The sequence below is a fragment of the Halorubrum sp. 48-1-W genome, assembly GCF_003287355.1.
GTDB lineage: Archaea > Halobacteriota > Halobacteria > Halobacteriales > Haloferacaceae > Halorubrum.
Genome location: NZ_QMIM01000027.1, coordinates 15,338 through 32,501, shown reverse-complemented (window position 1 = coordinate 32,501; position 17,164 = coordinate 15,338). Strand labels below are relative to the sequence as shown.

19 protein-coding genes are annotated in these 17,164 nt (G+C 58.3%); 10 read left to right on the top strand and 9 right to left on the bottom strand.

From position 1 onward, the window contains the following. Window positions 1–3: 3 nt before the first annotated feature. Together DQW50_RS12900 and DQW50_RS12895 are read right to left on the bottom strand one after the other, a co-directional pair. On the bottom strand, window positions 4–885 hold the full coding sequence (locus tag DQW50_RS12900; RefSeq protein ID WP_112079685.1) for a hypothetical protein: 882 nt from the start codon (window positions 883–885) through the stop codon (window positions 4–6). 73 nt (window positions 886–958) lie between these two features. Further along, window positions 959–2,056: a DUF4330 family protein gene (locus tag DQW50_RS12895; RefSeq protein ID WP_112079684.1), complete on the bottom strand. Its 1,098-nt coding sequence runs from the start codon at window positions 2,054–2,056 to the stop codon at window positions 959–961. A gap of 265 nt (window positions 2,057–2,321) precedes the next feature. Here DQW50_RS12895 and DQW50_RS12890 point away from each other — a divergent pair, with 265 nt between their 5' ends. The 3 genes from DQW50_RS12890 to DQW50_RS12880 all read left to right on the top strand — a co-directional run bounded on the left by DQW50_RS12890 (window position 2,322) and on the right by DQW50_RS12880 (window position 4,418). Continuing rightward, window positions 2,322–3,308, top strand: a complete 987-nt coding sequence (locus DQW50_RS12890) for an NAD-dependent epimerase/dehydratase family protein (RefSeq protein ID WP_112079683.1) — start codon at window positions 2,322–2,324, stop codon at window positions 3,306–3,308. A gap of 95 nt (window positions 3,309–3,403) precedes the next feature. Further along, a complete protein-coding gene (locus DQW50_RS12885; RefSeq protein WP_112079682.1) occupies window positions 3,404–3,919 on the top strand; it encodes a hypothetical protein in 516 nt (171 codons plus the stop codon). Then, window positions 3,912–4,418: a metal-dependent hydrolase gene (locus tag DQW50_RS12880; protein WP_112079681.1), complete on the top strand. Its 507-nt coding sequence runs from the start codon at window positions 3,912–3,914 to the stop codon at window positions 4,416–4,418. Before DQW50_RS12885 ends, DQW50_RS12880 begins: the two co-directional genes overlap by 8 nt. 226 nt (window positions 4,419–4,644) lie before the next feature. On the opposite strand, the gene DQW50_RS12875 is transcribed toward DQW50_RS12880, so the two are convergent. Further along, complete coding sequence (locus DQW50_RS12875) at window positions 4,645–5,082, bottom strand: hypothetical protein (protein ID WP_112079680.1); 438 nt, start codon at window positions 5,080–5,082, stop codon at window positions 4,645–4,647. Further along, window positions 5,079–5,612 (bottom strand): helix-turn-helix transcriptional regulator, encoded by a 534-nt coding sequence (locus DQW50_RS12870; protein ID WP_112079679.1) that lies wholly within the window; start codon window positions 5,610–5,612, stop codon window positions 5,079–5,081. Before DQW50_RS12870 ends, DQW50_RS12875 begins: the two co-directional genes overlap by 4 nt. Window positions 5,613–6,056: 444 nt before the next feature. Here DQW50_RS12870 and DQW50_RS12865 point away from each other — a divergent pair, with 444 nt between their 5' ends. The 4 genes from DQW50_RS12865 (at window position 6,057) to DQW50_RS12850 (ending at window position 8,881) form a co-directional block, all read left to right on the top strand. After that, a complete protein-coding gene (locus DQW50_RS12865) occupies window positions 6,057–7,439 on the top strand; it encodes an ATP-binding protein (protein ID WP_112079678.1) in 1,383 nt (460 codons plus the stop codon). A gap of 547 nt (window positions 7,440–7,986) precedes the next feature. Then, the gene (locus DQW50_RS12860; protein ID WP_241964418.1) at window positions 7,987–8,175 is read left to right on the top strand and encodes a hypothetical protein; all 189 of its coding nucleotides are present in this window, start codon (window positions 7,987–7,989) and stop codon (window positions 8,173–8,175) included. A 103-nt stretch (window positions 8,176–8,278) separates the two neighbouring features. After that, on the top strand, window positions 8,279–8,509 hold the full coding sequence (locus DQW50_RS12855; RefSeq protein WP_112079676.1) for a DUF433 domain-containing protein: 231 nt from the start codon (window positions 8,279–8,281) through the stop codon (window positions 8,507–8,509). Window positions 8,510–8,701: 192 nt separating this feature from the next. After that, on the top strand, window positions 8,702–8,881 hold the full coding sequence (locus tag DQW50_RS12850; RefSeq protein ID WP_112079675.1) for a hypothetical protein: 180 nt from the start codon (window positions 8,702–8,704) through the stop codon (window positions 8,879–8,881). 193 nt (window positions 8,882–9,074) lie between these two features. Here the strand turns inward: DQW50_RS12850 and DQW50_RS12840 are convergent, their stop codons facing one another. Continuing rightward, window positions 9,075–9,410, bottom strand: a complete 336-nt coding sequence (locus DQW50_RS12840; RefSeq protein WP_112079674.1) for a DUF5615 family PIN-like protein — start codon at window positions 9,408–9,410, stop codon at window positions 9,075–9,077. Between the two features lie 4 nt (window positions 9,411–9,414). Further along, complete coding sequence (locus DQW50_RS12835; protein ID WP_112079673.1) at window positions 9,415–9,711, bottom strand: DUF433 domain-containing protein; 297 nt, start codon at window positions 9,709–9,711, stop codon at window positions 9,415–9,417. Between the two features lie 107 nt (window positions 9,712–9,818). Here DQW50_RS12835 and DQW50_RS18500 point away from each other — a divergent pair, with 107 nt between their 5' ends. Continuing rightward, on the top strand, window positions 9,819–10,037 hold the full coding sequence (locus DQW50_RS18500) for a DUF3368 domain-containing protein (RefSeq protein ID WP_321169402.1): 219 nt from the start codon (window positions 9,819–9,821) through the stop codon (window positions 10,035–10,037). Between the two features lie 227 nt (window positions 10,038–10,264). Here the strand turns inward: DQW50_RS18500 and DQW50_RS12825 are convergent, their stop codons facing one another. Continuing rightward, complete coding sequence (locus DQW50_RS12825) at window positions 10,265–11,773, bottom strand: polysaccharide biosynthesis C-terminal domain-containing protein (protein WP_112079672.1); 1,509 nt, start codon at window positions 11,771–11,773, stop codon at window positions 10,265–10,267. Window positions 11,774–11,779: 6 nt separating this feature from the next. Further along, window positions 11,780–13,078 (bottom strand): polysaccharide pyruvyl transferase family protein, encoded by a 1,299-nt coding sequence (locus DQW50_RS12820; RefSeq protein WP_157964869.1) that lies wholly within the window; start codon window positions 13,076–13,078, stop codon window positions 11,780–11,782. 260 nt (window positions 13,079–13,338) lie between these two features. Here DQW50_RS12820 and DQW50_RS12815 point away from each other — a divergent pair, with 260 nt between their 5' ends. Both DQW50_RS12815 and DQW50_RS12810 read left to right on the top strand, forming a co-directional pair. Then, window positions 13,339–14,286 (top strand): nitroreductase family protein, encoded by a 948-nt coding sequence (locus DQW50_RS12815; RefSeq protein ID WP_198664679.1) that lies wholly within the window; start codon window positions 13,339–13,341, stop codon window positions 14,284–14,286. Window positions 14,287–14,608: 322 nt separating this feature from the next. After that, window positions 14,609–16,027, top strand: a complete 1,419-nt coding sequence (locus DQW50_RS12810; protein ID WP_112079691.1) for a sulfatase — start codon at window positions 14,609–14,611, stop codon at window positions 16,025–16,027. Between the two features lie 176 nt (window positions 16,028–16,203). Here the strand turns inward: DQW50_RS12810 and rfbB are convergent, their stop codons facing one another. After that, a complete protein-coding gene (rfbB, locus tag DQW50_RS12805) occupies window positions 16,204–17,139 on the bottom strand; it encodes a dTDP-glucose 4,6-dehydratase (RefSeq protein WP_112079669.1) in 936 nt (311 codons plus the stop codon). Window positions 17,140–17,164 lie beyond the last annotated feature (25 nt).

Sequence of the window (17,164 nt, the reverse complement as noted above, 5' to 3'; positions counted from 1 at the left end):
GGACTACGACCGGTCGTCGTCCGCGGGTCGGTCGGACGCCGCGTCGTCCGGCTCCGTGGGGTTCGACTCTGCGGCCTCCGACTCCGTGCCGTCCGGCTCCCCGGGATCCTCCGGGAACAGCGTCGGTTCCGCATCGGTCGACGATGCGGAGGGATCCTCGCCGAACAGCTCCGGTTGTGCCTCGCCCGAGGTCTCTTCGTCCTCATCCGATGCCTTTTCGTCCTCACCCGAGACCTCTGCGTCCTCGGTCGACACGTCGATCCCGCCGGACCCGGTCGATTCGACCGGGTCGGGAGACGTTTGCGGGTCGACCGACTCGTCGGCCGCATCCGGCGGGGCCGGTGGCTCCAGCGCGCGGACCAGGAGTTCGACGGGTCGGGTGTCGCGGAGCTCCGCCCAACTCCGCCGATCGCGCAACCCTACAGCACCGACGACGTAGAGGGCGAGCGCGCCCGCGAGGAGCGTCCGCGAGACGGGGTCGCCGGCGACCGCGACGAGGAAGGCGACCGATCCCGCACCCACGGCGAGGCCGCCGGCGACGCGCAGGGGCGTCTCGCGGACGTGCGTTACCGCCGCTACGACCGTCCCGGCGAGGATCGACCCCTCCATCGCGCCGACGAGGGAGGCGATGACCCAGTCGAGGACCCGGAGGAAGGGACCCACCGTCCAGGTCTCGCGGAGGTCGATCACGATCACCTCCGGGTCGGGATCGGCCGTGAGCCACCGGTACAGCCACGAGGCGCGGACCGCGCTCGCGACGCGGTCGCCTACCGACCGGGCGCTGGCGAGGACGGTCGAGCCGGAGCCGACCCGTGAGAGCGGTCCCTCGTCCGCGGGCTCGCCGGCGGTTCGCGGGACGTCCCCGTCCGCGTCACGAGTCGTCATCGGGTGAACCGATCGGGTGGAGCGTCAAACCGGTTGTGGTCGCGCGGACCCTCCCCGACGTCGACCGCCGAACTCATCCGCTCACGTTGACGACGGTCGCGCGCACGGTGACGGTGCCGAGATCGATCGTCACCGTCTCGCCCTGTCGGAGGGGGTCGCCCTTGAACCGCGGCCCGGAGACGGTCTCGCGCACCTGGAGTTCGGTCGTGAGCGTCACCTCGCGGTCGATCGGGTGGTCGACGACGTTCACCGACCCGTTGTCGCCGGTGGCGATGATGAGCGAGGGGCGGGTGTCGACGGCGGTCACGCGCGCGACGGTGTCGCCGCCGGCCTCCTCGGTCATCCCCGGCTCGAGCGCGTCGGCCATGTCCTCGCGGACGTCGTCCATCCGCAGGGTGACCGTGCGGGTGGACGCCGAACCGAGCTGGAGCCGTCCTCCGACTCGTTCGATCTGCCCGTCGATCGTGTAGTCGTCGGTCGACAGTCGAACGGTCTGTCCCCGCCGTACGGGACTCCCGCCGAACCGACGGTCGCCGTCCTGCCGGTGGGTTTCGAGGGTCGCAGTGACGAACACCCGACGGCTGTCGGGGTTGTTGGTCGCGAACTGCGTCACGTTCTCGACCGTCGCGACGGTCCGGCCTGCGAGCCGGACCTCGTCGCCGGCGGAGACCTCCTCGGCGTCCGCGGTCGCGAGCGTGTCACGGAGGACGACCGTCGTCTCCTCGCGTTCGAGCGCGTCGCCGTCGCCGACGGCGCGTATCTGGCCGTCCAGCGTGTACCGGTCGGTGTCGAGCGAGAGGCTCCGACCGAGCCGTAGCGGGGCGTCCCCGTAGGCGATGGAGCCGCCGTCGAGTTCGCCCTCGAGCTCGACGCGGAGGGTGACGCCGATGCCGTTCCCGCGGGGCGTGAGGTGGACGTCGGTGACGGTCATCGTCGAGACGCCGTTCGGGCTGTAGGTGTCACCCTCGTTTATTTCGCCGACGACGTAGGCCGGCTGGGTTCCCATGTCGAGGGTCGCGTACGTGGAGTCGAGGTCGGGTTCGGGCTCGGGGTCGTCGGAGAACACGAGCGCGACGCCGGCGACGCCGACCGCGAGGACCAACAGCACGACGAGCGCGTCGACGACGTTGACGACGCCGAAGAGGTCTCCGTCGTCGTCGATCAGTTCCATGAGGGACCACCCGTAAATCGCATTATCTCATGGGTGTTATGCGGGGAGTAAAACCGTTCCCCTTTCGAAGGCGCTCGGATTCGGACGTGCCGGCGTTCGTGGACGGACGGATCGGCGTACGCTGACGGTTCCGGCGCGTTCCGCCGGGATTCCGTGACGAAACCGTTCACGCTCCCGTTGGCGGCCACCTCGTAGTCTGATACCGGATCGGACTCCGCTCTCGGCGAACCGCGCGAGTTTTGTGTCGGCCGTCGGAACGGCGCGTATGCAGATTCTCGTGACGGGAGGGGCCGGGTTCATCGGCGGCCATCTCGCCGAGTCGTTCCTCCGGGGCGGCCACGACGTGACGGTCCTCGACAACTTCGAACCCTTCTACGCCGAGGGGATCAAGCGCCACACGCTCAAGGTCCACCGCGAGGTGGCCGACGAGGGGGACGCCGAGTACCGGTTCGTCGAGGGCGACGTGCGGGACGCGGAGACGGTGCGGGCGGTCGTCGACGACGCGGACGTGGTGGTCCACCAGGCCGCGCAGGCGGGCGTGCGTGAGAGCGTGAGGAACCCCCGAAAGGTGACCGACATCAACGTCGACGGGACGGTGAACCTCTTGGAGGCGTCCAAGGAGGCGGACGTGAAGCGGGTGATCCTCGCGAGCTCCTCGTCGGTGTATGGCAAGCCGCGCTCGTTGCCCTACGAGGAGGACCACCCGACCGAACCCGTGAGCCCCTACGGCGTGACCAAACTGACCCAGGAACACATGGCACGGGTGTACACGGAGCTTCACGGCCTGCCGACGGTCTGTCTCCGATATTTCACGGTGTACGGGCCGCGGATGCGCCCCAACATGGCGATCTCGAACTTCGTCTCGCGGTGTCTGAACGGGGAGCCGCCGGTGATCTACGGCGACGGCCAGCAGACGCGCGACTTCACGTACGTGGCGGACGTGGTGGACGCGAACCGGACGCTGCTGGCGTCGGACGCGGCCGACGGCGACGTGGTGAACGTCGGGAGCTCGGACAACATCTCCATCCAGGAGCTGGCCGAGACGGTGCGCGACCAGCTCAAGCCCGAGCTGGACATCGTGTACGAGTCCGCGCGGGAGGCCGACGCCGAGCACACGCACGCGTCCGTCGAGAAGGCGGGCGAGCTGATCGGGTACGAGCCCTCGCGAACGATCACGGAGGGGGTGGGGGAGTTCATCGAGTGGTACCGGGCGAATCGGGAGTGGTACGAGCCGTTGGTGCGGTCGTCGTAGGTGGACCCGGGTTCAGCAACGTCGAAGGACGTTGACTTGTCACTGAGCCGTTCGATCGATGGATCTTTATCCGTTACCAACGGACGACTCCCTAGATGTCTCGTGCCGTCGGGTACCGGCTGGTCGCACTCGGTGTCTCCGTCGTCCTCCTCGGTGGGCTCTTCGTGCTTGCCGGCGCGGGATACCCGGCATCCACGAGCTCGGGGCCCGACCTCGCGGAGCCCGACGTCACACCGGCCGATATGGCCGGCGAGGGCGTCGAGACTGGCGGCGTCGTGATCGCGACCGACCCCGTGATAATCGAGGTCACCGACGGCACCGCCACGCGACGGATCCTCGTCGAGAACGCGCCGGACGTCACCGTCGGCCAAGATATCGTCGTCGATGGCACGCTCACACCGGACGGGACGCTCGTCGCGGATCGGGACCGGGCGGTCGTCCGAGAGCCGTGGGAGACGACGTACATGTACGCGGTGTCGGTGCTCGGCGCGCTGTTCGTCGCCCTTCGCATCGTCGACGGGTGGCGATTCGATCCGGAGGCGGTCGCCTTCTCGCCCCGGGAGACGCCGCTTCACACCCGCTACGTATCGGAGGACGACGCCGGTGGCTGACCTCTTCACGCACGTTCTGATCGGGTACGCCCTCGGGGTCGCGCTCTCGTGGCGGTACGAGTGGATCTCCTATCCGTTCGTCACGGCGGTGATGATCGGGTCGACGCTCCCGGACCTCAACCGGATCGTTCTGGTGGTCCCCGAGGAAACGATGGCGGCCCTCCTGGGGCTACCGTTCACGTGGAGTCCGCTCCACCGCGTCGGTGGCACGCTCGTCGTCGTGTGTATCGGCGCACTCGTCGTCCCGAGCGCGTATCGACGCGTCGTGTTCGCCCTGTTATCGGTCGGCGCCGGCTCCCACTACGTGGTCGATCTGCTGTTGTACAAGCCGTCCGGGGTCACGAGTCCGTTGTTCTGGCCGTTCGTCACACACGGCCTCGCCGTCGAGGGGTTCTATCTCAGCACCGATCGGTGGCCGGTCGTCGTTGCGGCGGTGCTCGCCGGTCTCGTTTGGGTCGTCGATCGTCGTTTGATGCGCACGGATCGTCCAGACGCGTGATCCGACGGCGACGGACACGCCGGACGAGAGCGATCGTCTCGGATCGCCGTCGATATTCGAGATGACGATGTTCGGGATGACGATATTCGAGATGACGACGAGTTTCGGCTCCACGAGGAGTCGAACCGCAACAGATCCGGCAGGCTCTCGGCCACACCATGCCACACACCCACGTGCCGGGCGATAATACTCTACCTAGGAACGCCCCGACCGGATCCGAACGGGCTCAGTCGGTGGCCGACTCCCAGAGCGCGCCCACTCCGTCGTCGACCCACGGGAGAACGGTTCGTTCGACGACTCGCGTGAGATCCGTCGCGTAGTTCCGGTCGACCGTGGCGGTCGTGCCCGCGTCCGGAAGCGGATGGTAGTGGTCCCGTGCGTTATGTGGCTGGTCGTGTCGGTCCCACCGACACGTTCGCCGGTCGCCCGCGCGTGTCTCGTGGTAGGACACGTGAAAGTCGCCATTTGTGTACGCGCGAAGTTCGAGTGAGACGCCATCGACGGCTGCGGGGTAGTACTCGGTGTCGAGCGTCACGACGAGGCTCTCCAGCTCCTTCGTCGGGAACAGCGAGGTCTCGCGCACTTCGGGTCGGCGACCGAACGCGCGTGCGAGATAGCGCAGCGTCGCCTCGTCGACGGACCGCGACCGGTCGGGACCGGTCACGCGGCGTTCTCCTCGAGAGACGCGTCCGAGTCGCGATCCCGTCGGACGGCTTCCAACCGGTCGATCCGCGCTCTGAGGGTGTGCCACTCGCTCAACGCGAGCCACACTTCCTCCAGATCGTCGTAGTCGGCGTGGTCGAGCGCGTCCACCGCCGTCGGCGATTCCGCGTCGAAGCGCTCGCGAAACGTCGCTTCGCGATCACTGAGTTCGGCGAGGGCGTCGTGAAGCTCGTCGCGCGACAGACCCTCGAGCCGGTTCCGAAGCCGCCACTCGAAGTACGACTCGTTCCGGACGTAGGTGAGCGGGGACTCCGAGACGGGTTCGACGACTCCGATGTCGGCCAGTCGCTCGAGATGCCGCCGGGCGGTGTCCGGGGCACACGAGGCGCGCTCCGCGATCGCCGACACGCCCGTCGGGTCGTACAGCTGGAGCGCGACCCGATACACCCGCTCGTCGGCGGGTTCGGACTCGAGATCCGCGCCGAATCCCTCGGCGAGTCCGAACGTCCCGGCCGGATCGTCGACCGTCATGGCAGTCGATAGTAGATATGACGATATAATTCTTGTGCCGACGATTCATTTAGTCTGTGGCGAAGATCACCGTGCGTCGGGAGCGAAACGGGACCCACTCTCCGAACGAAATCGAATGGCCGCCGTGAAACTTCCAACGTCACGGCCGAAGAGGGACGAAACGGACGCGCTCCCGTCCCGGACCGTGTCGTCGAAGTCGTCGCCGATGGATTCGGGTGGGTCCTGTCCGGTCGTCCCGACGTGGACGCGGTCGTTCTCGCTGCCGGCTAGGGGACCAACTCGTTTACAAATCTGCCTCTTTTGAATCCGCTTCCGTCGGCGCCGCCTATTCGAACAACACCGACACTGAACTGTGGACAGCGCTCTTGCGTTGAAACCGAGAGAACGATCGCTACAGCTGACCCGAACAACTATTATGAACACGATAATATTATTGCGCACATAATGATAAACAGAGAGACGGAACTCGAATGGCTCACGTCACACCTCTCACGGGCCGAGCGACAGCTCCTCGTCGTGTACGGGCGACGGCGGGTAGGGAAGACGACGCTGGTGACGACAGCGCTTGATGCGCTCGAAGACACGTCGGTTTATTATCTCTGTGACGAGCGTGGCGCAACGCACAACGCCCGGCGGTTCGCGGCACAGTGCGCTGCCGCGTTCGACGATATCACGCCGGATATCGACGGGTTCGTCGAGGCGTTTCAGTATCTTACGGCGCGCGTCGACGGTCCGTGTGTGGTAGCATTAGACGAGTTCTCGTATCTCGTCGACGAGGATGATACGATCCCGTCGGTGTTTCAAACCGTCGTCGACGACGTACTCGCAGGGACAGACGTCTCGCTCGTGTTGTTAGGGTCATCGATTTCGATGATGGAGGAGGGCGTGTTGAGTTACGAGAGCCCGCTATACGGGCGCCGAACCGGACAGTGGGAGCTCGCCCCGCTCTCGTTCGCGGACGTTCGCGCGTTCTTCCCGAACGATGATCTGGAGACACAGATCCAACTGTATAGTGTGCTTGGAGGCGTTCCCGCGTATCTCGAACAGTTCGATCCGGGTCTGAGTCTCCTCGAGAACATCGAGCAATTCATCCTCTCGAAAGGCGAGTTCCTGTACGAGGAGCCGGAGTTTCTCCTTCGACAGGAACTCCGTGAGCCCGCGACGTACATGGCGATCCTCGAAGCCATCGCCGGTGGCGCAACGCGTGTCACCGAGATCGCCAACGAGATCGGCCGCGACGCGAGCAGTCTCTCTCGGTATCTCCAGAATCTCACGCAGTTGGCGATCCTCGAGCGAGAGCATCCAGTGACGGACCCCGACGGCCGTGGGCTCTATCGCCTGACGGACGATTTCCTTCGGTTCTGGTTTCGGTACGTAGCACCCAATCGAGGAACACTGGAACAGGGGCGGACGGCACCGGTCCGGGCAGCGATCACCGAAACGCTGCCGACGCACACGAGTCGGACCTTCGAAACCGTGTGCCAGCAGGCGGTTCGGATGCCGGCGTTTCCCGTCTCCTGCTCGCGGGTCGGCCGCTGGTGGTACGGCGGCGAGGAGATCGATGTCGTCGGAGTCAATCGAGAGACCGAGACCCTGTTGCTCGGCGAGTGTAAATGGACCACCGACCCCGTCGGGCGAGCGGTGTTCGACGAGCTGGAGGCGCTCGAATCGGAGGTTCGGTGGCAAGGAACCGATCGGGAGGTACGGTACGTGCTCTTTTCGCGGGCCGGCTTCACGGACGAGTTACGGGCCGTGGTCGACGAGCGGTCCGACGCGTCGTTGTACGGAATCTCAGAGCTCGCGACGCTGTTCGAATTCGAGCGGTGAGCGGGTGGTGCTACCACTGGGTCGCTTCGAGGACCGAGCGTGGCTGTGTCGACGAGTTGCCGGTGATCGACGGGACTCGTGGACAAGGGATCGACAGCAGACGCGGGAGTGTACAATTTGGTTCCGGGGAAGTGGACCTGTCACCGGGCTCGAGTGGCTCACGTCTCGTCGCAAGGCGTTCCTGTCGTCTGTCGGCACTTCGAAGTGGCGATGCCGTCGCTGACGTACACTGTGACGTTGGTGAGGGCTGCGCAAAGTAGCGTAGCTCAGGAGAGTGTGTTGGTCATCCGATTTTTCGGGTGGGCGATCGAATACAGATACTGAGAGCTACCCGTCGATGATCGGGCTCGTATGGTCCGTCGCAACTGCGACAGTACGCGTCTGTGTACTGGTCGACGGTAGTGGCAAGCTCGTCGGCGTTCGATTCCGTCTCGGGAAACGGATGCGTAAGCAGGATGTGATCGATATCGATGTCTGCGAGCAGTTGTCCAAGTGCTGTCGGTGTTGAATGGCCAGGAGCCGGATTGCCGTCCGGATACGTACACTCGTGGACAAGGACGTCTTTCACGCCTGTACGCTGTGCCGGCCGTCGGCCGAGGGCGAGCACCGGCTGAGCGAGGCCGCGGGGTCGTTGCGCGCGGGGTACGACGTGGCGACGGTTCGTGTCGGTGGACGCGTGAACGTGAACACGCCCGCGGACGTGGAACGGGCGGGCGAATTGGTGCGTGGGGAGTGAGAACGGTCGTTCCCACGGATCTCTCTCGACGGAAGGCCGGCATGAGATACGCCGCGATCGGCCGGACCACGTGTTTCAAGTCGCTACTCGGCCATTCTGTGGTATGAGAGTCGTTCGGGATCGCGAACACAGTGACGGCGCGCCGACGATCGAGGGAACGGGAATTCGCGTCGAGGGCATCGCTTCAGCGTACGAACACAGCGGGTACAGCCCTGACGAGATCACACAACTGTACCCCGATCTCAGCCTCGGCGACGTCCATCGAGCACTCGCGTACTACTACGACCACATCGACGACTTTCGGACCTCGTCTTCGGAGCCCGCCTCCGCATGACGCGGCCGTTGTACTGTGACGAGAGCATCTGGATCCCCGTCGCCGACGGTCTCAGTCGTCGCGGGTGGAGCGTTCACACCGCGAGAGACGAAGGAACGCTGGGAGAATCCGACCGAGAACAGTCCGGTACGCGGTCGAACGCGACTGGATTCTGCTGACCTTCGACGACTCTCACTCGTCGAAGGAGAAGAGATGGCACACAGCGGAGTGATATACGTCCGACAGGCCGGACGGCGGATCGGTGACGTCGTGAAAGTCGTCGACGAGCGCCTACAGAACCGTTCGGAAGACGCTCCACCCCGTATCTGTGACGTCCATTCGACGGTGCGTTCGGAGATCGAAGCCCGCCAGCGTGGCTTCCGGACCCGGTAGTCCCGTTGATGGGGGTAGGTGACCGGCGTGTGGAACTCCTCGTATGGACGCGGTCACCCCTGCTGCCGGGCGAGGAACGCGACTCGGCGATCTCACCGACGACCGGCCGAAGAGGCTCGTCAACGTCGAGTACACCCGAAAAAGACGGTCGTCTCGAACACGTCAACCGTCTTCGGTCGTACCGAGAACCGATCTATTCCCAGTCGTTCAGATTTGTGAGCGGTGGTAAGTCGGCCGGATCCGGAACCCACTCGATCAGCTCTGCAACGCGATCGGCGATCTCGTAGGAATCCATCGTGTCGTCGGCGTAGTAGAACACTGGAACGCCCGAACGCGTCCCCGGATCGAGGAAATCGGGATCGTGAGTGAGTACGACGGAGCCATTCTCGCGGGCGAACGTGGCGATCGTGTCATCATCGACGCCTTCGGAGAGTGCTTCGTGGACGTGTTCGGCAGTGATACCCTTGCCACGGAGCGACTCCGCGACTCGTGGACTCGTGTTCTCGTCGACGAGTACCCGGTATTCCATTCGGCTACGCGTCGTCTTCCCGGGTCAGTTCGGTGATCGAGGCCGCCCCGCTCTCTCGGGCCGTCGCTTCGCGTTTCGCTCGCCGTCTTTCGGCGGCCGCCATCTCTTCAGGGTGACTGTGGTAGTACTCGAGTGCGCCGTACACGTCAGCGACGTCCAGATCGAGTTGGGTGGCCACCTCCTCGGCCGACTTTCCCGCACCTTCGACGAGTCCGCGGATCCGCCGTACCGTCACGCGTCGCCCCTCGATATGCGGTTCGTCGTGGAGTTCGCTCACGATCCGGACGGACGACTGTGCCATACCTGAATCTAGCGGGCCGATCCACATAAACGGTCGCCTCGCCGGCGCTCAGGGCGCGGAGACGAGGAAGCGAAGGCCGGGCGACCGCCACGCGTCACGACGTCCCGGTGACCGGCGTTGTGGGAGTTCTCCTCCGTGCGTCCGACCGGGGAGCGATCGACCTCGAACCGGAGGTCGACGCGCTCCGCGAGGCGGGCGTTCGGAGTCCGGACACGCCGTACGAACGCGCTCGAGACGGACGCGGAGCGCGGTGTCTCCCGAGGTCGCGACGGGACGGGCGTGGCCCGGGCGAACTCGGTCGGGGAGCGTCCGTCCACGGATCGTGAGCGCGGGACGAGACCGACGACATTATTCGGGTCGCCGTCGGAAATCGGGGCAACTCCCTGTATGTCATCGTCAGATCCCGAACCGGTCTCCAGACGCGAGAAACTCGACGCCCTCCGCGACGTCGCGCGGTACAACCCGACGTACACGACGGCGGTCGTTGCCTAACCAGTTCGACGTGGTCGTGTTACCGAATAGAGAAAGGAATAGAAATTGATCTCGGGAACGGTCAGCCATGAAGGCGATACAACCAACTAAAGAGACGATCAGTAGCATCTGGCGCTCGGTTTTGAATCTGCTCGATTTCTGCGGTATCGACGACTCCGGCTCGAATCGAAACGACGACATAGACAACGAACCCGACCGGTGGCACGACGATCAAAGCAGGAATCGCGGGAAGCATACTTGCCAGTCCGAAGACGACTGGGGCGGCGGCGACTCCTGCCACTGCGATCCGGGCTACACGGAGATCACCGACCGGATCGAATCCGATGCGGCGTGCAGTCCAAGCGTGTAAAAAGAACATCGACCCGTATCCGATCGAAGTGGCGACGGCGGCACCGTACATCCCGTATCGAGGAATGAGTAGAAGGTTCAAAAAGAGATTCAGTACCGCCGCGCCACCAGTCGTTAAAACGAGGCTTCGAAGTTGTCCTTTCCCCTGCCCGATGGCGAAGATCGGGCGGGAAAGTGAAAAGCCGAGAACTCCCGGGAGTAGAAGCAATAAGGGACCTACGGCGGGAGTGAACTCCGCCCCGAAATAGAGCGGAACAAATACGTCTGCTAGGGCGGCCAGTCCGATCCCCATGATCACGACGAGAGAGAGGTTCAGACGGGTGGCGCTCGATGCGATGGTAGTGATCAGCTGATCTTGATTCTTTGACCACATCTCGGAGGTCGATTGAACGAGTGTATACTGGATCGCCATCGGAACAAGCCACAAGAACTCGGCAACCGTCAGCGATGCCTTGTAGAATCCAGTCACTGAACTTCCAGAGATCGGTCTGAGTAGGAGAATATCGACGTGATACAGCGAGATAGTGAGGAACGCGAGCAGGATACTGTAGACGTTGAACGTGAGTAACTGTCTGCGGGAGACCGTATTCGGGACGGGTCGGATCAACTGACGAAAGGATAATTTCTCCCTGACGAACCAGAATGCGAGAGCACCCACGATCACCGCTGCAGTGACATGACCGATCAGTAGGCCGTTAACCCCGAATTCATAGTATAGCAGCGAGAGCGCAATTACTGCGTAGATGACCTTGTTCACCATCTGGAGCGGCTCAGAGTAGTGTTCCAATCCAAATCCCATCAGTACGCCTCTCCCCATCGAGTAGAACTGGCTCACGAACAGATACGCCGCCAAGATCGCGAAGTAAGTCTGAAACTCGGCTGAGAGTAGTTCCACTATCAGGGAAGTCTGAGAGAACGTAACCAAGATAAGAGCCAGCAAACCAGTAGCAAGAATGGAAATGCGGAAATAAAAACTGAATACGATCTTGTTCCAGTGGTCGATATCTCTATCTTCGGCGATGTATTTCCGAATACCATTGAATATCCCGGCGTTCGTGAATACCGTCAGGACACCGAATATCGATATAAGGACCGCATAGTTCCCGTATCCTTCACTACCGAGAATTCTCACGATCAGTGGCGTAGTCAACATACCGATAGCGAGGACACCAACTTTCGTTCCGAAGATAGAAAAAAAAGCACGGAAGAGATTTCGGCTCATCTCAGATCAGTTCTCAAATAATTGACTAAACAGATCGTTTCGACGGACCATTTTCAGTTTCTCTTGGACCGATTCGGATTCGTGCTCCCACTTTTCGCTCATTTGTCCTATCGAATCAACGAACGCATCGGTATCGATCCGATCACGTCCCTCGTAGAAGTATTCGGACTGTCCGAACTCGTCGAGAAGTTCCTCGTATTTGACCGCCCACCCGATCGCTATTACGGGGACTCCGTGTTTGTACGCGTGGACGATCGAGTGGTATCTGGACGCGATGAGGAAGTCACACTGGTCGATAACCTGTTCTAATTCAGGGGCATCGAAGTCATCCTCGAACAATCGGACATCGTCCATCTCATCAAATCGATCCTTGATATTCCGGCAAATATCTAGATCGCCGATCGAATGTCGAAAAATATAGATGCTTCTCCCCGTATCGAGTAGTTCCCCGATCGCCTCCTCGTACAGTGAGTAGATCTCCTCGTCGTCCGCTCGATCGAACACCTTCGAGTTGGGAACGATTCCAACGGCATCCGATTTGAGATCTTTTCGTTCGAAATCGGGTTTGGAGATGTAGATGTTGTCGAGATCGTAATCCTCCGTTTGTAACACGATATCGAACTCCCGTTGTACGTTGCTTTGCGTATACGGTGCGAGAGCCTCTACGCCAGCCTGCTCACGCGGACAAACGATCTGTGGGAACGTGAGATAGGTCTGGATAAGCGGATTGAGGAAGAGTTTCATCTCCGTCGAGTACTCGAATGGGCCGATGGACTGCGGGAACACGTACATCGGAACGTCATACTCTTTCGCGAGCACGATGTTGGTAAGATAAGTAAAAGAAGTCTTCGCACCCATCTGTGAACTGAGTGCGAACCCGTTTATATCGATCAGCATGCTACAGTCCGTGACCACGCTTCGAACGGCCTCATGGGCTCGCTTCGAGTAGGATTTCGTGTTCACAGGATTCAATTCGGGAGAGAGGAGCGATAGCTGTACTTCCGGTCCCCATGGCAATATGTCGAACGCATACTGGTCCTTTTCGTTCTGATCGCGTTCGTAGTCTCTTCCAGAGAGCAGATAGACGTCCTTCTCGGGATACCGTTTCGTCATCTGATCGACCACGGTAAATGTCATTGCTTGCGCACCCTTATTGAACAGTTCCCCACCGACGATCGCGATGGAGTCGCCGTCCTCGTTGAGCTCCTGTCCTTGATCAGCGAGAACGAGATCCGAGAGCAGTCGAGATTCGACGGAGGTGATGAGCGAGACGTTCCGTGCCTGCTTTCGGTAGGCACTACACATATGAGAGACCATTTCGGGAACGGACATAAGACGCCCGATACGTCGAAACGAGAGTATTGAAGTGGAGTCACGACCTCGGTATTCAGAAGATGGCTTCGGTTATCGCACGCGCGAAGAGAGTCTACCGTGAGGAGGGTGGTCGGTCCTTCCTGCGGAAAGGTTGGGGATTTGCCCTTCGAAAGTTCTTCACACACGTTGTCTGGAACGTTTTGCCGAAGAACGAGACGCTACGGTTCATCTCTCGATCTCGAATTCTGACAATGCTTTACTTCTTTTTGACGGGAACGTTCTACCGGGAGCAACGGGCCGTCTTGTGCGGGCTCGCGGAGTATCACGAACTCGAAGAACAGCGTGAGGCACCACGCCATCGGATAATTCGAAACGTCCACCGGATCGAGAAGGGGCTCTCGATGCGGGACCGGCGACCCGTCTTCGCGGAGTCGTACATCGGGGAAGTCGTCGGCGATCTGGTCATGGCGTGGGATCCGGAGACCGACGACGAACAGCTCCGGTGGGCCGTCGACGTCGTCTCCGAGTACTTCGAGGTCGTCGATAGAACGAATCCCATCAGTGAGGCGGAATCGGAGTTCACGGGATTTCTCTCCGAGATCGAGTATTCGCCGGGGAACCGAGTCCCGTTCCCGCGACGCGATCTCGGTGAGACGCCCGTTTCACCGGAGGCGATGGCGGAGCTGGCGGTTCGACGAACGAGTACGCGATGGTTCGAACAACGTGACGTACCGCGAGAGAAGGTTGACGAGGCGTTGGAGGTCGCCATACAGTCACCGAGCGCGTGTAACAGACAGTCCTACGAGTATCGCCTGTACGACGATCCAGAGTTGATTGACGAGATCGCCTCGCTGGCGATCGGCGCATCTGGTTATAAAGACAATATCCCGTGTCTCGCGGTGATCGTCGGCAAACAGCGCGCGTATTTCAACGACCGCGATAAACACGTGATCTACATCGACGCAAGCCTCTCGGCGATGGCCTTCCAGTTCGCCTTGGAGACGCAGGGGCTCGCCTCGTGTTGTATCAACTGGCCGGCGATCCCGCGAAACGAGAAACGGATGGAAGAACTCCTTGATCTGGACTGTGACGAGAGCGTAGTTATGCTTATGGCTGTCGGATATCCGGATCCGGACGGGATGATACCACAATCTGAAAAGAAGAGAATAGAATTGATTAGATCATACAATAATATATAAATATTATTGATATATAGATGTGGATCAGTTAATGGTTCTTCCTATTGTTATAGGGCAGAATTAAATCGAATACTTTGATAAAAGCTGTTTTAACACAACAAATTTCATTTTTGAATATAACTGTTGTCTCGTTAATCCACCGATTTTGTGTGGTTAGGTTCTGATGTACCCAGATACGACTGTTTCTATCCTAGTAATATGTATATAATTAATTGATAATCTATCGTCAAACGATACCATAGACGATTACCAGACTAACTTCTCATGAGTTTCGAAATTACTGACAGAAGATTTAATAACTATTGATAATGTTTAGAAGGTAATGACGAATCGACCAAACGTAGTTTGTATCTCAATAGATAGTGCCCGTGCTGATTTTTGTTCTTTGTTTAATGATCGGAGATCTCCACTTCCATTTGTGAGTTCATTAGCATCTGAATCAACTATTTTTGAAAAAGCAATCACACCATCTGTCTTTACTCTCCCTGTCCATACTTCTATATTTACTGGGCTGTTTCCAATAGAACATGGAATGACTTGGAGAGGCAAAAAATTAGGTGAACATCCAACATTTGCAGAGATATTATCTACAGAAGGATATAATACAGCAGCATTCCATAATAATGGATGGTTTGATACAGGTGATATATTACGAGGATTCGCAGACATTAATCCAAACAAAAATAAATCTGAATCTAAAGCCGATAATAAATCTAATAGAAATTTGTTGAAAAAAATTGTATCCGCCTCAGATACTATAATGGAGGGAGCCCGGTATACTTACAATTTTCAAAATAATCTTAGAAAATGGCTCAATAATGCTGAGCCATCGGCTGTTGACTCAGGTGGTTCAAAAATAGTCAATACGATCTCTCAGTATTCAGAGACAGTTAATGATCCATTTTGTTGGTTTATTCATTTGAATGATGCCCACTTTAGTGGAGGGTATACACCACCAGACCCACATCATAAATCATATACTAATCGTTCTACACTGGGTCTAGCATGGAATCAATCTATCTGGCATCATCGAATATATGGAAGTCGCATAAAGAAACGAAAAGTGGCCACAGGAGATATTCAACCACCAGCACGTGAGGCTGAAACGTTTAAGAACCTTTATCGAGGATGTTTAGAATATTGTGATACGTTAATCAAACGTGTTGTAGATATTCTTAAAATGAAGAATAAATGGGATAACACAATTTTAGTAATATTTGGGGATCACGGTGATAGCTTTGGTGAACAAAATATATTCGGTCACCAATGTTCTGTTGATGACTCACTGATTCGAGTCCCTCTTTTCATACGCGATCCGACAAAAAAACTGACTTTTGATAGAGTTTCGAATCCTGTTTCATTAGTCGACTTATACGCAACAATTCTCTCACTAACTGGAGCAGATATACCAGAAACAGATAGCAGAGATCTAACAAAAAGATCTCGAGAATATGCGTATGTATATTATGATGACATGGGTACACAAACACTTCCAAATAGTGTTCTAAAACGGTTAGAAGACGATCTCCCACCCAGGCAGATGTATGCTGTATGGAAAAATCCAGACACAAAAATCGTCTGGTATCCTGAAGAAAATAAATATAGTGGAACTAGTGCCGAAAATGACCATCTACAGTCAGTACTCCACAATCACATTGAGAAGCTGTCTAAAGTTGACACCAGTGCTGAAAAAATTGATAATCAAGCTTTGACCAGATTAGAGAATATGGGATATCTATAATATCATATTTTCCGATAGAATTGTTGATGAGAAATTGACAGTGCGTATGCGACTAACGATCTTCGTCTAAATTTACACTGATTTCTGAAGAAATATAACTTAATGTTTGCCTGATAATTCTGATATGAATCTGGTGGCTCCACCAAAAATCCAAGTTTTAAATGACCTGTTGAAATTTATGTATTATTTTTATTAATGTAATGGTTGATCGTTTTTTCCAGACCATCGTCGAAATTCTCCTTGGGTTCCCATCCTAATGACCTGAGTTTAGTTGTATCAAGGGAGTATCGCTGGTCATGACCTGGACGATCTTTTACGAATTCAATCTGATCTTCAGACTTACCGATCATAGCGATGATCTGCTTTGTTACCTTAATATTCGTCAGTTCCGTTCCACTGCCAATATTATATATTTGGCCTGCCAATCCCTTTTTGAGAACAGTCATGATCGCTCGACAGTTGTCCTCGACGTACAACCATTCACGGACGTTTGACCCATCACCGTACACCGGGAGCGTCTCGCCTGCGGCCGCGCGCGTGATGAACTTCGGAATGAGTTTCTCACGGTGCTGGCGAGGACCGTAGTTGTTCGATGACCGTGTGACGATGACCGGAAGGTCATGGGTCGTATGGTAACTCAACGCGAGGAGGTCCGCACTCGCTTTCGTCGCCGAGTAGGGGTTTCTGGGATCGAGAGGTGCCTCTTCGGTCACGCTTCCGGACTCGATCGTGCCGTACACTTCGTCCGTCGAGATCTGTACGAAAGAATCGAGATCGTGTTCTAACGCAGCATCGAGGAGTGTTCGCGTTCCGTCGACGTTCGTTGAGACGAACGGTTCGGCGTCTTGGATGGATCTGTCGACATGAGATTCGGCGGCGAAGTTGACGATCACGTCACACTCCTCGACGAGTTCGTCGACGAGTTCCTCGTCCCGGATGTCTCCTTCGACGAACCGGTGGCGATCGTGGTCGAGAACTTCGGAGAGGTTCTCGGTCGTCCCGGCGTACGTAAGCGAATCGAGCGTCACGACGTGATGATCCGTCGTTTCGAGGAGATGGTGGACGAAGTTCGAACCGATGAATCCGGCACCTCCGGTCACGAGAACACGCATTGATTCGAGGGTACGTCGTCACCTA

Coding starts and splice junctions, on each gene's coding strand:
- DQW50_RS12815 (WP_198664679.1), top strand. CDS start 13,339: ATGCTTTACTTCTTTTTGACGGGAACGTTCTACCGGGAGCAACGGGCC.
- DQW50_RS12900 (WP_112079685.1), bottom strand. CDS start 885: ATGACGACTCGTGACGCGGACGGGGACGTCCCGCGAACCGCCGGCGAG.
- DQW50_RS12820 (WP_157964869.1), bottom strand. CDS start 13,078: ATGTGTAGTGCCTACCGAAAGCAGGCACGGAACGTCTCGCTCATCACC.
- DQW50_RS12850 (WP_112079675.1), top strand. CDS start 8,702: ATGGCACACAGCGGAGTGATATACGTCCGACAGGCCGGACGGCGGATC.
- DQW50_RS12825 (WP_112079672.1), bottom strand. CDS start 11,773: ATGAGCCGAAATCTCTTCCGTGCTTTTTTTTCTATCTTCGGAACGAAA.
- DQW50_RS12835 (WP_112079673.1), bottom strand. CDS start 9,711: ATGGCACAGTCGTCCGTCCGGATCGTGAGCGAACTCCACGACGAACCG.
- DQW50_RS12840 (WP_112079674.1), bottom strand. CDS start 9,410: ATGGAATACCGGGTACTCGTCGACGAGAACACGAGTCCACGAGTCGCG.
- DQW50_RS12895 (WP_112079684.1), bottom strand. CDS start 2,056: ATGGAACTGATCGACGACGACGGAGACCTCTTCGGCGTCGTCAACGTC.
- DQW50_RS12890 (WP_112079683.1), top strand. CDS start 2,322: ATGCAGATTCTCGTGACGGGAGGGGCCGGGTTCATCGGCGGCCATCTC.
- DQW50_RS12865 (WP_112079678.1), top strand. CDS start 6,057: ATGATAAACAGAGAGACGGAACTCGAATGGCTCACGTCACACCTCTCA.
- DQW50_RS12810 (WP_112079691.1), top strand. CDS start 14,609: ATGACGAATCGACCAAACGTAGTTTGTATCTCAATAGATAGTGCCCGT.
- DQW50_RS12870 (WP_112079679.1), bottom strand. CDS start 5,612: ATGACGGTCGACGATCCGGCCGGGACGTTCGGACTCGCCGAGGGATTC.
- rfbB (WP_112079669.1), bottom strand. CDS start 17,139: ATGCGTGTTCTCGTGACCGGAGGTGCCGGATTCATCGGTTCGAACTTC.
- DQW50_RS12885 (WP_112079682.1), top strand. CDS start 3,404: ATGTCTCGTGCCGTCGGGTACCGGCTGGTCGCACTCGGTGTCTCCGTC.
- DQW50_RS12855 (WP_112079676.1), top strand. CDS start 8,279: ATGAGAGTCGTTCGGGATCGCGAACACAGTGACGGCGCGCCGACGATC.